General features: G+C 73.5%; 15 protein-coding genes and 1 pseudogene. 10 read left to right on the top strand and 6 right to left on the bottom strand.

Annotation, left to right across the window (positions count from 1 at the left end; genetic code table 11):
• Positions 1 to 305: 305 nt before the first annotated feature.
• Positions 306 to 560: a hypothetical protein gene (locus tag AB0H81_RS27875; RefSeq protein ID WP_358380477.1), complete on the bottom strand. Its 255-nt coding sequence runs from the start codon at positions 558 to 560 to the stop codon at positions 306 to 308.
• Positions 561 to 720: 160 nt separating this feature from the next.
• Between AB0H81_RS27875 and AB0H81_RS27880 the strand changes: the two genes are divergently transcribed.
• Positions 721 to 1,470, top strand: a complete 750-nt coding sequence (locus AB0H81_RS27880; RefSeq protein WP_358380479.1) for an NIPSNAP family protein — start codon at positions 721 to 723, stop codon at positions 1,468 to 1,470.
• Positions 1,471 to 1,525: 55 nt separating this feature from the next.
• Here AB0H81_RS27880 and AB0H81_RS27885 read toward each other — a convergent pair whose 3' ends face one another.
• Positions 1,526 to 2,296: an SDR family oxidoreductase gene (locus tag AB0H81_RS27885; RefSeq protein WP_358380481.1), complete on the bottom strand. Its 771-nt coding sequence runs from the start codon at positions 2,294 to 2,296 to the stop codon at positions 1,526 to 1,528.
• A gap of 63 nt (positions 2,297 to 2,359) precedes the next feature.
• Between AB0H81_RS27885 and AB0H81_RS27890 the strand changes: the two genes are divergently transcribed.
• The 6 genes from AB0H81_RS27890 (at position 2,360) to AB0H81_RS27915 (ending at position 7,152) form a co-directional block, all read left to right on the top strand.
• Positions 2,360 to 3,097, top strand: coding sequence for an enoyl-CoA hydratase family protein (locus tag AB0H81_RS27890; RefSeq protein ID WP_358380483.1), 738 nt, complete (start codon positions 2,360 to 2,362; stop codon positions 3,095 to 3,097).
• A gap of 73 nt (positions 3,098 to 3,170) precedes the next feature.
• Positions 3,171 to 3,962 carry a CoA-transferase gene (locus AB0H81_RS27895; RefSeq protein ID WP_358380485.1) on the top strand — a complete coding sequence of 264 codons (792 nt, stop codon included), beginning with the start codon at positions 3,171 to 3,173 and terminating at the stop codon, positions 3,960 to 3,962.
• Complete coding sequence (locus AB0H81_RS27900) at positions 3,949 to 4,713, top strand: CoA-transferase (RefSeq protein WP_358380487.1); 765 nt, start codon at positions 3,949 to 3,951, stop codon at positions 4,711 to 4,713. The genes AB0H81_RS27895 and AB0H81_RS27900 overlap by 14 nt, the downstream gene beginning before the upstream one ends.
• A complete protein-coding gene (locus tag AB0H81_RS27905) occupies positions 4,710 to 5,738 on the top strand; it encodes a nitronate monooxygenase (RefSeq protein ID WP_358380489.1) in 1,029 nt (342 codons plus the stop codon). The genes AB0H81_RS27900 and AB0H81_RS27905 overlap by 4 nt, the downstream gene beginning before the upstream one ends.
• 79 nt (positions 5,739 to 5,817) lie before the next feature.
• The gene (locus AB0H81_RS27910; protein ID WP_358380491.1) at positions 5,818 to 6,069 is read left to right on the top strand and encodes a hypothetical protein; all 252 of its coding nucleotides are present in this window, start codon (positions 5,818 to 5,820) and stop codon (positions 6,067 to 6,069) included.
• A 9-nt stretch (positions 6,070 to 6,078) separates the two neighbouring features.
• Complete coding sequence (locus AB0H81_RS27915) at positions 6,079 to 7,152, top strand: hypothetical protein (protein WP_358380493.1); 1,074 nt, start codon at positions 6,079 to 6,081, stop codon at positions 7,150 to 7,152.
• Between the two features lie 12 nt (positions 7,153 to 7,164).
• On the opposite strand, the gene AB0H81_RS27920 is transcribed toward AB0H81_RS27915, so the two are convergent.
• From AB0H81_RS27920 to AB0H81_RS27930, 3 genes are all read right to left on the bottom strand, one after another.
• A complete protein-coding gene (locus AB0H81_RS27920; RefSeq protein WP_358380495.1) occupies positions 7,165 to 7,836 on the bottom strand; it encodes a pentapeptide repeat-containing protein in 672 nt (223 codons plus the stop codon).
• 69 nt (positions 7,837 to 7,905) lie between these two features.
• Complete coding sequence (locus tag AB0H81_RS27925; RefSeq protein ID WP_358380497.1) at positions 7,906 to 9,453, bottom strand: glycoside hydrolase family 3 N-terminal domain-containing protein; 1,548 nt, start codon at positions 9,451 to 9,453, stop codon at positions 7,906 to 7,908.
• Positions 9,454 to 9,515: 62 nt separating this feature from the next.
• Positions 9,516 to 10,667 carry an acetyl-CoA C-acetyltransferase gene (locus tag AB0H81_RS27930; protein WP_358380499.1) on the bottom strand — a complete coding sequence of 384 codons (1,152 nt, stop codon included), beginning with the start codon at positions 10,665 to 10,667 and terminating at the stop codon, positions 9,516 to 9,518.
• 98 nt (positions 10,668 to 10,765) lie between these two features.
• On the opposite strand from AB0H81_RS27930, the gene AB0H81_RS27935 reads away from it, so the two are divergent.
• Both AB0H81_RS27935 and AB0H81_RS27940 read left to right on the top strand, forming a co-directional pair.
• A complete protein-coding gene (locus AB0H81_RS27935; protein ID WP_358380501.1) occupies positions 10,766 to 11,437 on the top strand; it encodes a TetR/AcrR family transcriptional regulator in 672 nt (223 codons plus the stop codon).
• Positions 11,434 to 12,126 carry a DNA alkylation repair protein gene (locus AB0H81_RS27940; protein ID WP_358380503.1) on the top strand — a complete coding sequence of 231 codons (693 nt, stop codon included), beginning with the start codon at positions 11,434 to 11,436 and terminating at the stop codon, positions 12,124 to 12,126. Before AB0H81_RS27935 ends, AB0H81_RS27940 begins: the two co-directional genes overlap by 4 nt.
• 10 nt (positions 12,127 to 12,136) lie before the next feature.
• Here the strand turns inward: AB0H81_RS27940 and AB0H81_RS27945 are convergent, their stop codons facing one another.
• Positions 12,137 to 12,976, bottom strand: a complete 840-nt coding sequence (locus AB0H81_RS27945) for a LysR family transcriptional regulator (RefSeq protein WP_358380507.1) — start codon at positions 12,974 to 12,976, stop codon at positions 12,137 to 12,139.
• A gap of 97 nt (positions 12,977 to 13,073) precedes the next feature.
• Here AB0H81_RS27945 and AB0H81_RS27950 point away from each other — a divergent pair.
• A pseudogene (locus AB0H81_RS27950) lies at positions 13,074 to 13,983 on the top strand (5-methyltetrahydropteroyltriglutamate--homocysteine S-methyltransferase); the annotation flags it as partial.

The raw sequence follows: 13,983 nt of genomic DNA on the forward strand, positions 1-13,983 counted from the left end.
GTTGGGGTTGCGTGCGTCGGATGCGCATGGGCGTGGAGCTGGACGCGGAGGGGTGGAAGTGGAGGCGGACGCGGCTTGAACTCGGGCGTGAAGCTGAGCATGGACGAGCAGCAGACTGTGATCGCGACCATGAGCGAGAGTCAGGCGGAGCCGCGGATTCTGGACGCGATCGGGTCTCGATGGAGCGGGCTCAGAGAAGGGGGCGGGCTGCTCAGAGGGGGGTTCTCAGAGAGGGGGCCAGCTGGCAGAAGATCGGGCTGAGCCAGCAGAAGACGAGGCTGGGCTTGGAGAAGACGGGGCCGGGGCTAGTAGAAGACGTAGGTGATGACGGTGCTGCCGTTGGTGGCTGTCGTCGCGACGCCGTTGACGTTGTTGACGCTGGTGGAGCGGCCCCAGCCGCGGTTGGACGCGCCGACGTCGCCGAAGGTGTTGCCGGACTGCGAGGAGTCGATGTTGCGGCTCCAGTTGTCGGTCCAGGTGTCGGCGCTCGCCGGGGCGGCCGGCAGGGTGAGCGCGGCGGCCACCGCCATGACGCACGCGGCGCTCAGACTCTTGATCACTTGGGTACGGCTCCTTCGCCGGTGGACGGGCGGGCTGTCTGACTGGACCCGATCCTATAACGTTGCGTTACTGATCCATAGCATAGAGTGATCAGAACTTTGCTCGGGTCTTCCCGCCGCTGACACAAGGTGTCAGCGGACCGCTCCTAACGTCGCCCGCATGATCTACGAGCTTCGGCGCTACACCCTCCACCCGGGGCGGCGCGACACACTGATCGAGTTGTTCGAGCGCGAGTTCGTCGAGTCGCAGGAGGCGGCGGGCATCGGCGTGGTGGGCCAGTTCCGCGACCTGGACGCGCCGGACATCTTCTGCTGGATGCGGGAATTCCCAGACATGGAAGCCCGTCGGGTCGCCCTGGCCGCCTTCTACGGCGGCCCCGTCTGGAAGGCCCACCGCGAGGCGGCCAACGCGACGATGATCGACTCTGACGACGTGCTCCTTCTCCACCCCGTGCTCCTCCCCGCAACCCCGCACTCCCCCGAGGCCGCCCCCACGACCCTCCACTCCCCCGGCGCCCTCCCTACGTCCCTGTTGCCGGCCTCGACGCGGCCGCCCGTGGGGGCCGTCGCGCTTCCGCCGTCGGTCTACCTCGCGACCGTTCACCACGTCGTGGGAGAGGTGGCGGAGTTCCCCCTCTTCTTCGCCGAGCGCGTCGCTCCCGTGCTCTCCAGGGCCGGCGCGGCCCCTGTCGCGTGCTTCGAGACCGAGCACTCCCCCAACACCTATCCCGCCCTCCCCGTACGGGCCGGCGAGGACGTGTTCGTCTGGCTCGCCCGGTTCGAGCGGGAGGAGGATCTGGGGAAGGTCCGGGAGGCACTGGAGGAGGAGGCGTCCCTGCTGGAGGGACGCGTGGCTGGTCCGCCGCAGCGGTTCCGCCTCTCGCCCACCGCCCGCTCCGCCCTCCGCTGACCAGAAGGCCCGCCGCTGCCGCTCGAAGGGCCGCGCAAGGCCGCCGGAACGGCCGTCACGGCGCGACGGGAGGCCCGGTCCAGCGCCACGCCGGCGTCTCGCCGCCCCCGTGGACCTGGATCTCCGCCCCCGTCACGTATCCGGGGCTGCCGAGCCACAGGCACACCCGCGCCACGTCCTCCGGCGTCGCCATGCGGCCCGCCGGGATCGTGGCCTCCACGGCCGCGCGCCCGCCCTCGTAGTGCTCCTCCGCGTTCTCCGTGGCCGCCAGTCCGACCACCACCGAGTTCACCCGCACCTCCGGCGCCCACTCCGCCGCGAGGCAACGCGCCAGGTGGTGCAGGCCGGCCTTGGCGGCACCGTACGCGGAGGTGCCGGGCGAGGGGCGCGTGCCGCTCGCGCTGCCGATCATGATGACGGCACCGCCCGACGCCTTCAGGAGCGGGTACGCCCGCTGCGACACCAGCAGGGGCGCGGTCAGGTTGAGCTCGATGACGCGGGCGTGCAGGCGGGGCGAGGTGCCGTCCAGAGGGGCGTGGGGCGAGCCGCCCGCGTTGTTGACGACGACGTCGAGCCGGTCGAGCCCGGAGATCAGGCGGGCGACGTCCTCGGGATCGCGCACGTCGGCCTGGACGAAGCGGATGGGACGGACCTCCCCCGCACCTCCGCCGCTCCGGGCGTACCCGGCACCGGCGGGCGGGGTGCGGGCGCACACCACGACCGTGGCGCCGGCCTCCCGGAAGGCCCGGGCGACGCCCGCCCCGATCCCCTTGGTCCCTCCCGTCACGAGGACGACCTTGCCCGCGTAGTCGTAAGTCACGGTCACGGGTGCTACCGTACCAAGCAAGCGCTAGGACAAAGCAAGCGAGGCGAGCACTCCGGGAGTGGGATGGGAATCACGCTGCGCGCCGGCCCGATCGCCGAGGTCGTCATGGACGTCCCGCCGGTCAACGCCCTCGCCGTACGGCACTGGCACGACCTGGCCGGCGCCCTCCACGACGCCGGGCGGGATCCGGTGACCCGCGTCGTCGTCCTGCGCGCCGAGGGACGCGGGTTCAACGCGGGCGTGGACATCAAGGAGATGCAGGCCGCCGACGGTCACCAGGCGCTCGTCGGGGCCAACCGGGGCTGCCACGCCGCCTTCGCCGCCGTCTACGACTGCCCCGTGCCGGTCGTGGCCGCGGTCCACGGCTTCTGCCTGGGCGGCGGCATCGGGCTGGTGGGCAACGCGGACGTCGTCGTGGCCTCCGACGACGCCTACTTCGGGCTGCCCGAGGTGGACCGCGGGGCGCTCGGCGCGGCGACGCACCTCGCCCGGCTCGTCCCGGCGCACCTGATGCGGGCCATGGTCTACACCTGCCGCAACGTGACGGCCGCCGAGCTGCTGGCGTTCGGCTCGGTACTGGACGTGGTGCCGCGCCAGGCGCTGACCGACGCCGCGATGGAGGTGGCCGGGCGCATCGCCGACAAGGACCCGTACGTGATCCGGCTGGCCAAGGAGTCGCTGAACGGCATCGACCCCGTGGACGTCAAGCGGAGCTACCGGTTCGAGCAGGGGTTCACCTTCGAGCTGAACCTCCTCGGCAAGGGCGACGAACACCGCCACCGCTTCGTGGCGGGCTCATGAGCGAGGTGGCGGGGCTCATGAGCGAGGAGGCCCTTCGTGGGCGAGGTGACGGGTTCGCGAGCGAGGAGGCGGCATGGGCAAGGTCATGACCGTCGAGGAGGTCGTCGGGCGGCTGGAGAGCGGCATGACGATCGGGATCGGCGGCTGGGGGTCGCGGCGCAAGCCGATGGCCCTGGTGCGGGGCCTGCTCCGCTCGCCGCTGCGGGACCTCACGATCGTCTCGTACGGCGGGCCGGACGTGGGCATGCTCTGCGCCGCGGGCAAGGCACGCCGGGTCGTCGCCCCGTTCGTGACGCTCGACTCGATCCCCCTCGAACCGCACTTCCGCCGGGCCCGCCAGAACGAAGCCGTCGAGTTCACCGAGTACGACGAGGGCATGTTCATGTTCGGCCTGCTGGCGGCGGCGCACCGGCTGCCGTTCCTGCCGACGCGGGCGGGGCTCGGCTCTGACGTCATGCGGGTCAACCCGCACCTGCGGACCGTCCGCTCACCGTACGGGGACGGGGAGGAGCTGGTGGCCGTGCCCGCGCTCACGCTGGACGCGGCGCTGGTCCATCTCAACCGGGCCGACCGGCGCGGCAACGCCCAGTACCTCGGCCCGGACCCGTACCTCGACGACCTGTACGTCAAGGCGGCGGCGAGCGCCTACGTCTCGTGCGAGCGGCTGGTGGACACCGCTGACCTGCTCAAGGAGGGGCCGGTGCAGTCGCTGCTGGTCAGCAGGTCGATGGTGACCGGCGTGGTGGAGGCGCCCGGCGGGGCCGGGTTCACCGCGTGCGAGCCCGACTACGGGCGCGACGAGGAGGCGCAGCGGCGTTACGTGGAGACCCCGTGGGAGGAGTACGTGCGCAGTGAGCAGGGCTGACGTCTGTGTGGTGGCGTGCGCCGAGGCCTTCAGGGGCGACGGCGAGATCCTGGCGGCCGGGATCGGCGGGGCCGTCACGGTGCTGGGGGCGCGGCTGGCGCGGCTGACGTTCGAGCCGGACCTGCTGACCAGCGACGGCGCCTGCCTGCTCACCGGCGACGTGCCGGCGCTGGGCGAGCCGCCGGAGGTGGTCGAGGGCTGGCTGCCGTTCCGCGACCACCTGTGGCTGGTGCTGAACGGCCGGCGGCACGTGATGCTGGGCGCGAGCCAGATCGACCGCCACGGCAACACGAACATCTCGTGCATCGGCGACTGGAGCCGGCCCAAGGCGCAGCTCCTCGGCGTGCGCGGGGCTCCCGGCAACACCCGCTGCGACCCGACGAGCTACTGGATCCCCCGCCACTCGCCGCGGGTGTTCGTGCCGCAGGTGGACATGGTCAGCGGCGTCGGCACCGACAGGGGCGCGTACGGGCTGCGGCGGGTGGTGACGGACCTCGCGGTACTGGACCTCCGCGGGCCGGAAGGCACGATGCGGCTGGTGTCGGCACATCCCGGGGTGAGCGCGGACGAGGTGGTCGCGGCCACCGGGTTCGAGCTGGACGTGCCCGGCGACGTGCCGGAGACCCGGACGCCGACGGCCGAGGAGCTGAGGCTGCTGGACGAGGTGCTGGACCCACGCGGCCTGCGCCACCGCGAGGTCCCCGAGCCGCGCGCCGGGGAAGCTCCCGGGCGGGCCGGGGGCGCGGGGTGAGGACCGCGCTGACCGATCTCGTCGGCTGCCGCCACCCGATCGTGCAGACCGGCATGGGGTACGTGGCGGGCGCCCGGCTGGCCGCGGCCACCTCCCGCGCGGGCGGGCTCGGGATCATCGCCGCGGCCACGATGTCGGTGGCCGAGATGACCGGGGCGATCAGGGAGGTCAAGGAGCGCACGGACGCCCCCTTCGGGGTGAACATCCGCTCCGACGCCGACGACGCCGCCGAACGGGTCGAGGTGATGATCCGCGAGGGGGTGCGGGTCGCGTCGTTCGCGCTGGCGCCGCGCAGGGAGCTGATCGCCCGGCTGAAGGACGCGGGCGTGGTGACCATCCCGTCGGTGGGGGCGCGGCGGCACGCCGAGAAGGTGGCCGCCTGGGGCGCCGACGCGGTGATCGTGCAGGGCGGCGAGGGGGGCGGGCACACCGGGCCGCTGGCCACGACGCTGCTGCTGCCGCAGGTGGTGGACGCCGTGGACATCCCGGTTGTCGCCGCCGGCGGCTTCTTCGACGGACGGGGGCTGGTGGCGGCGCTGGCGTACGGGGCGTGCGGGATCGCCATGGGCACGCGGTTCCTGCTGACCGGCGACTCGCCGGTCCCCGACGCGGTCAAGCGGCTCTACCTGGAGGCGGCCGAGACGCTCGTCACCACGAAGGTGGACGGCGTGCCGCACCGGGTGCTGCGCACGCCGTTCGTGGAGTCGCTGGAACGCTCGCGGCTGCTGCGCGCGGTGGTCAACGGGGCGCGGTTCAAGCGGCTGTCCGGGCTGTCGTGGGCGGCGATGATCCGTGAGGGGCGGCGCATGCGGCACGGCCGCGACCTGACCTGGGCGCAGGTGCTCCAGGCGGCGAACACGCCGGTGCTGCTGCGCGCGGCCATGGTGGAGGGCCGCGGCGACCTCGGGGTCATGGCCTCGGGCCAGGTGGTGGGCGTTATCGGCGACCTGCCGTCGTGCGAGGAGCTGATCGGGCGGATCATGGCGGAGGCGGAGGCGGCGCTCAAGCGCCTGCCCGGCCCCTGAGGCGCGTCCGGGCGATGCAGCGGATCGGGCACGGCGCGCGTTCTCAGGTCATGAACAGTGAGACAGCCGGCTCGCCCTGGTGCGCCTGGCCCTGCTGCTCGTCGGCGACCGGGAGAGCGCCGAGGACGTCGTCCAGGACGTCTTCTCCAGGCTCCACGGCAGGCGTCCCGACGCGCTGAGCCTGGCGTACGTGCGTGTCTGCGTGCTGAACGCCTCCCGTTCGGTCCTGCGCAGGCGCAGCGTCGCCGCCAGGCTGACGCCGGGGCGGCGGGACGACGGGACGCCACGTGTCCTGCCCGCGCCGCGCGCGAGGTCGTCCGGCGGCAGGTAGTGGGCGCCGGTGGCGGTCGCGGCCGCGATCACCGTCGTGGTGGCGGCCACCGTGGTCGCCACACGCACGGTCACCCCGACCGTCCCCGCCGTGCGGCCGACACCGCCCAAGCCCTCCCCGGTCGGCTTCGCGCCGCCGGTCCGTCAGGTGTGGCCGGGGGCGGTGCACGAGGTCCCGGCCACGGTGCCGGGCGGCCGGGAGTTCAGGCCGGACGTGTTCGTCAGCGACCGGGTCGTGGTGGGACGGGGGCTCACCAGGAACCGGCCCGACACCATCTATGCGTACAACGTGGACCGGCGGCGCTTCGCCAGGATCACCTCGCTCGAGGGAGGCATGTACATCGACAACGATCCGGTGGTCTTCGGCGACGGGTACGTGGCATGGTCGGCGATCCGCGACCGCAACGCGGAGATCTGGGCCGTCCCCGTCACCGGAGGCGTCCCGCGCCGCCTCGCCTCGGTCACCGCCACGCTCACCAGCGAGAACCAGATCTTCGGGGCTCAGAACCTGGCCATCGCGGACGGCATGGCCGTGTGGTCGGCGGCAGACGGCGGGGTCTACCGGGTCCCGCTGAAGTCGAAGGGCGGCGAGTGGACCCTCGTCCTGGGGTCGAGGGGCTTCCACCTGGTCGAGTGGCCCTGGGCCGGCTGGCCGCAGCATGAACGGGGGGACCATCCCGTCGCGCGTCCCCTGGAGCACCTGAAGAACGTGGTCACCGGGGAGAGCAGGGACGTGACTCCTCCCTCCGGGCGGACGTCGTGGCAGGACTGCGGGCTGACGTGGTGCCGCAACGGTGCCGAGGCGTGGCGGCGCGACGGCACGGGACTGCGCGCCTTCCCGGGACGGGCCATGGGCGGACTTTCCTCGGGCCGCTTCGTGCTGGTCCATCAGAGGGACCCGTCAGGCAAGGCGGCTGTCGCCGTGCACGACATCGCCACGGAACGCACCGGCCTGCTGTTAACGATTGGGACGCGCAAGGGCGACAAGCCCTCGCCGACCCTTCACCTGCAGGACGGCATGGTCTGGTACCAGACGGGACGCGGCACGCAGGTCCTCGTCGACCTGGCGCACCCCCGCCGGTGACCGCCCAGGCGGTCAGAGCACGGTGATGCCGCGGGCGGCCAGGATGGCGGCCGCCTGCGCCTGGTTGACGATGGCGCCCGCGAACGCCTTCAGCTTGGCGTCGTCGGGCTCGCCGAGGTCGGCGCCGCGCAGGTCGGCCTTCGCGAAGACGGTCCTGATCAGTTTGCTGCCGCGCAGGCGGCAGTCGCTGAACGTCGTCCCGGTGAAGTCGCAGCCCGACAGGTCGGCGTCGTCGAAGCGCACGCCCTCGACGACCTGCCCGCGCAGGGAGCAGCCGCCCAGGTTGGCCAGGGTGAGGTTGGAGCGGGTGAGCGTGAAGCCGGTGCCGCGCGAGGCGGTCAGCGACGCGCCGATCATGCGGCATCCGGTGAACGCCACGTCGCTCAGCAGCGCCCCGCCGAACCGGGCGGAGGCGAGGTCGACGTCCGTGAAGCTCGCGTCGACGAGGTCGGCGTCGTCGAAGCGGAGGCCCATGCCGCCGCCTCCGCTGAAGACGGCCCCGTCGAGGTCGGCCTTGCGGAAGTCGGCCTGCTCCAGCACGCACGACTCGAAGCGCGCCCCGCCGAGGGCGGCGCCGCGCAGGTCGGCGCCGGTCAGGTCGCAGCCGCGGAAGACGTGGACCTCATCGGGCGCGAGCCGCTCGCCCAGCGCGGAGTGGGACAGGTCCTCACCTTCGACGTCCATGCCGTCAGAGCTCCTCGCCGTAGACGCCAGTGCCGTCAGAGCCTACCGGCGATCAAGACGTCAGTGCCGTCAGAGCCTGCCGGTGATCACCTCGGCCGCGGCCCGGCCGCAGACGGGCGCGGAGCCGTACGTGGCGATGTGGACGGCGCCGACGTCGGCGCGGAGGGGCAGGCCCATCTCGACCACCACGGTGTCGGGGCGGGCGCTGAGCAGGTGGCGCAGGGCCTCGGCCTGCCAGGGGTGGCGGTGCGCGTCGCGGACGGCCACGACCAGCGGGCGCCCGGCTGCGCCGCGCAGCAACTCCTCCAGGGCCGGCCCCGTGGCCACGGCGGCGGTGAGCCGGGTCACGGACGTGCCTGGGAGCAGGCGGGTCAGCGGCTCCCCCACGCCCCACGGGGTGGCCTTGTCGATGGCCAGGTTCATCTCGGGGGCGAGCTCGATCACGACGGGCGCGGCGGTGAGCGGCAGCACGGGCGCCGCGGACCTGCGGGTGACGCGGACGGCCCGGCGGGCGGCGGCCAGCCCGGAGTGTCCGTTGAGCGCGGGCCGGTCCAGCGCGGGCCCGCCGAGCGAGGGGGACGGCGAGGTGGTGGCGCTGCCTAAGGGGGCGGTGGTGGCGCTGCCCGAGGAGGCGGTCCAGGCGCCGAGCTCGCGGACCCTGCGAGCGGCGTCGGCCAGACGCTCCTCGGGCAGCACGCCCGTGGTGACGGCGGCGGCGACGGCGTCGCGCACCTCGTCGGCGGTCGCCTCGTCGGCGTGCTCGCCGCCGACGCAGATCGCGTCGGCTCCGGCCGCGATGGCGCGGGCCGCGGCGCCGCCGATCCCGTACGTGCCGGCGACCGCGGCCATCTCGATGCCGTCGGTGACGATCAGCCCGTCGAAGCCGAGCTCCTCGCGGAGGAGGCCGGTGAGGATCTTGGGGCTGAGGGTGGCCGGGAGCCCGCCGTCGAACGACGGGACGAGCAGGTGCCCCGTCATGACGGCCTTGACCCCTTCGTCGATCACCTCGCGGAAGGGTCGGAGGGCGTCCTCGATCCCGCCGGCCGCCATGACGGGCACGCCGTGATGGGAGTCGACCGAGGTGTCGCCGTGGCCGGGGAAGTGCTTGGCGCAGGCCGCCACGCCCGCCGACTGGAGCCCGCGGACGAACGCCCGGGCGTGCCGGGCGACCAGCGCCGGGCCGGCGCCGAAGGACCGCAGCCCGATGACCGGGTTGTCCGGGTTGGAGTTGACGTCGGCGGACGGGGCGAAGTCGATGGTGATCCCGGCGGCGGCGAGCTGGGCGCCGAGGTCGCGGGCGATCGCCTCGGTCAGTTCCACGTCGTCCACGACGCCGAGCGCGTAGCCGCCGGGACGGCTGCTGCCGGTGCTCACCTCCAGCCGCGTCACCTCGCCCGACTCCTCGTCGGTGCCGACGAGCACGGCGGGGTTCTCGGCGCGCAGGGCGGCCGTCAGCGTGGCCACCTGGCCGGGGCCGGCGATGTTGCGGGAGAACAGCACCACGCCGCCGAGTCCCTCGCCGAGCCGGCGCCGGAGCCAGTCGGGCGGGGTCTTCCCCTCGAATCCCGGCATGAGGACGGCGTCAGCCAGGCGTAGCAGGTCGGCGCTGATCGGCATGACCCGCAATCTAATAGGAAAGTTTCCTATTTGCTAGTGGCATTTTCTGACGCGGAGAGCCGTCAGAGGCGTTCCAGGATGGTGACGTTGGCCTGGCCCCCTCCCTCGCACATGGTCTGCAGGCCGTACCTGCCGCCGGTCCGCTCCAGCTCGTGCAGCAGCTTGACGGCCAGCACGGCGCCGGTCGCGCCGAGCGGGTGACCGAGGGCGATGGCGCCGCCGTTGGGGTTGACCCGCTCCGGGTCGGCGCCGGTCTCCTTGAGCCAGGCCAGCACGACCGAGGCGAACGCCTCGTTGATCTCCACGACGTCCATGTCGCCGATGGTCATGCCGGCCTTGCGCAGCGCGTACGCGGTGGCCGGGATCGGCGCCGACAGCATCACGATCGGGTCGGCGGCCCGTACGGACAGGTGGTGGACCCGGGCCCGCGGGGTCAGCCCGTGCGCCCGCACGCCCCGCTCGGAGGCGACGAGGAGGGCGGCGGCGCCGTCGGAGATCTGCGAGGCGAGCGCGGCGGTGAGCCGGCCGCCGTCCACGAGGGTCTTCAGCGCGGCCATCCGCTCGGGGCTCGTGTCGCGCCGCGGCCCCTCGTCGTCGGCGACGCCCTCGTACGGGCTGATCTCGCGGGCGAAGCGGCCCCCGTCGATCGCGGCGATCGCCCGCCGGTGCGAGGCGTAGGCGTACGCCTCCATGTCCTCGCGGGAGACGTCCCAGGTCGCGGCGATCTGCTCGGCCCCGGCGAACTGCGAGACCTCCCGCGTGCCGTACCGCTCGCTCCAGCCCTTGGAGCCGGAGGAGGGCGTCTCGTGGCCGAGCGGCACGCCCGCGTGCATCGCCGAGGAGATCGGGACCATGCTCATGTTCTGCACGCCGCCCGCCACGACCAGGTCGGCGGTGCCGGACAGGACGGCCTGGGCGGCGAAGTGGAGCGCCTGCTGGGAGGAGCCGCACTGGCGGTCGACCGTGACGCCCGGCACCTCCTCGGGCAGCCCGGCCGCCAGCCAGCAGGTACGGGCGATGTCACCGGCCTGCGGCCCGATGGTGTCGACGCAGCCGAGGATCACGTCCTCCACGGCGGCCGGGTCGGCGCCGGTGCGCGCCATCAGCTCCTTCAGCACGTGGGCGCCGAGGTCGGCGGGGTGGGCGCGGGACAGGCCGCCGTTCCTGCGCCCGACCGGGGTCCTGACCGCGCCGACGATGTAGGCCTCGTTCATCACCGTATGGTAGCAAGCGCTTGGTCGCGCCGAGAATGCCGGATGAGCAGGCACACTTCCGTGAACAAGCGATTGTCCCAGGGCTCATAATGGAGAGCGTGACAACGCGTAAGAGCTCCAGCTCCACCACGGCCGCCCCCGCCAAGCGTCAGCGCGCGACCTCCTCGGGGTCGGCCTCCGAGCGCCGCGACCACCTGGTCAAGCTCGCCGCGGAGATCTTCGCGCGCAAGGGCTTCCAGGCCACGACCGTACGCGAGATCGCCACAGAGGCGGGCATTCTCTCCGGAAGTCTCTATCACCACTTCGACTCCAAGGAGACGATCGTCGACGAGGTGCTGTCCACCTTCCTCGACGACCTCATCGCCCGCTACCGCGCCGCCCTGGAGTCCGGCTCCGACCCGCGCACGGTGCTGTCGGAGATGGTGCGCATCGGCTTCGGCACGCTGGAGCCGCACCGCGCCGCGATCACCGTCATGCAGAACGACTGGAACTACCTGCGCCAGTTCGAGCGCTTCAACTACCTCGTCAAGGCCGAGGACGAGGTCGAGCAGATGTGGGTGGCGCAGATCAAGGCCGGCCAGGCGGCCGGGCAGTTCCGCGCCGACGTCGACCCCAAGCTGACCTACCGCATGATCCGCGACACCATCTGGGTGGCGGTGCGCTGGTTCCGGCCCGGCGGCCGGCTCAACACGACCGGGCTGGCCGAGCACTACATCACGGTGCTCTTCGACGGCCTGGCGACCGGCGAGCGCACCACCCAGAAGGGATGAGCGCGCCCGAGGCGGTGCGCGACGCGGTGCGCGCGGCCCTGCGCGCGGCGGCCGAGCCCGCCAAGGCCCCGCTGATGCAGGCGTACATGAAGTCCCCGATGCCCTTCCTCGGGGTCCAGGCGGGGCCCCGCCGGGCCGCGCTCAAGCGGGTGTTCGCGGGCCATCGCATCGCCTCCGCGCCCGAGTGGCGGCAGGCCGTGCTCGCGCTCTGGCGCGAGGCCGAGTACCGCGAGGAGCGCTACGCCGCGATCGAGCTGACCGGCCACGCGCACTACCGCGAGTTCCAGACGCTCTACACGGTGCCGATGTACGAGGAGATGATCGTCAGCGGCGCCTGGTGGGACCTCGTGGACGAGCTGGCCACGCACCGCGTGGGCGGGCTGCTGGCCGCATTCCCCGACGCGATGCGGCCCCTGGTGCTGCAGTGGGCGCACGACGGCGACCTGTGGAAGCGGCGCACGGCCATCCTGTGCCAGAACCGGTTCAAGGCCCGCACCGACACCGCCCTGCTCTACGCCTGCATCGAGCCGAGCCTGTCCGACAACGACTTCTTCGCCCGCAAGGCGATCGGGTGGGCGCTGCGTGAGTACGCCAAGACCAGCCCGGACGAGGTCCGGCGCTACGTGCGGGCCAAGGGCATCAGCGGCCTCAGCCGCCGCGAGGCGCTGAAGAACCTGCCCGTGGCCTGATCTCGACGCCTCAGCGGGTCCACAGGGCGTCCTGCACGGCCTGCACCAGCGCCATCAGCTCCGGCGTGACCCGCTCGCGCGACCAGGCCAGCCCGTAGGTGATCCGCAGGTCGCCGGCCGCCAGCGGGACGAACGTCACGTCGTCCCGGCGCACGGCCCGCACCAGGAGCTGCGGCGACGGCAGCAGCCCGGCGCCGGCCGCGACCAGGTCGAGGGCCGCGGCGAAGTCGTCGCCGGGCGCCGCCCGCGTCCGGCCCGGCAGCCCCGGCCACGGCCGCCCGCCCGGCGCGATCACCGTGCGGCCCGCCAGGTCCCGGGGCGCGACGCGGGGCCGGGCGGCGAGCGGGTGCCCGGCGGGCACGGCCAGGTGGTCGACGGACACGTGGAAGCGGGCCCCGGTGACGAAGGGCGTGGGCGCCGGGATGGCGAGGACCGCCGCCGACACCTCGCCCCGGGCCAGCGCGGCGGACGCCTCGGCGCGGTCGGCGACGCGCAGCTCCACACCGACGGGCGGGGTGCGGGCGGCCAGGCGCCTGGCGACCCGGGCGACGAGTGAGCCGACGAGCGGTGGATAAGCGAGATGAATGCTCGGCCGCGCCAGCCGCGAGGCCTCCGCGGAGAAGGCCGACGCGGACTCCAGCACCTGCTCCGCGTACGGCAGCAGCGCCCTGCCCTGGGCGGTGAGCCGGACCGCCCTCGCGCTGCGCTCGAAGAGCCGGAGCCCGACCGACCGCTCCAGCCGGGTGATCGCCTGGCTCATGGCGGGCTGCGACATCCCGAGGTCGGCGGCGGCCCGCGAGAAGCTGAGCCGGTCCGCCACGCGGGCGAAGCACTGGATCTCCCGGAGCATAAGCGTCACGAATCCATGGTGCACCCACCGGGGTGCGGCGGGCACGATTCCCGGCACTGATCGCCTTGATCAGGCCACGACGACACAGGGAGCAGACATGTCCACGCCGCCCGCCTTCCCCTCCTCCACCGTGCTGGGCTACCCCCGGATCGGCCCGCGCCGGGAGCTGAAACGCGCCCTGGAGGCGTACTGGGACGGCCGCTCGACCCGCGAGGAACTGGACCGCGCCGGGGCCGAGCTGCGTGAGCGGACCTGGCGCCGGCTCGCCGAGCTGGGGCTGGAGGCGCTGCCGTCCAACACCTTCTCCCTCTACGACCACGTGCTGGACACGGCGGTCATGCTGGGGGCGGTGCCGCGGAAGTACCTGGACGCCGAGGACCCCTACTTCGCCATGGCCCGGGGCACGGACGGCCTCGCACCGCTGCGGATGACCAAGTGGTTCGACACCAACTACCACTACATCGTGCCGGAGGTCGGGCCCGACACCGTCTTCACTCTCGACGCCGCCAAGCTCCTCGGCGAGGTGCGGGAGGCCCGGGCGCTGGGCCTGGAGACGCGGCCCGTGGTGCTGGGGCCGGTGACGTTCCTGCTGCTGTCGGAGCGCGGCGCGGCGGCGCTGGACCGGCTCGGCGACGTGCTGGCCTGCTACGAGCGGCTGCTCGCGGAGCTGGCCGCCGAGGGCGTCGCCTGGGCGCAGCTCGACGAGCCCGCGCTGGTGACCGACCTCGGGCCGGCCGGCCTGGCCGCGGTCCGGGAGGCGTACGAACGGCTCGGCGGCGTCTCGGAGCGGCCCGGCCTGCTCGTCGCCGCCCCCTACGGCGACCTGGGCGAGGCGCTGCCGGTGCTGGCCGCCACGCCGGTGGAGGCGATCGGCGTGGACCTGGTGCGCGGCGGCCTCGACGGGGTCGCGGCGCTGGCGGGCAAGACCGTGGTGGCGGGCGTGGTGTCCGGGCGCGACGTGTGGCGCACCGCTCCGGAGCGGGCCGCGCACGCCCTGCGGACGGTCC

It is taken from the genome of Nonomuraea sp. NPDC050691 (assembly GCF_040654455.1).
Taxonomy (GTDB): domain Bacteria; phylum Actinomycetota; class Actinomycetes; order Streptosporangiales; family Streptosporangiaceae; genus Nonomuraea.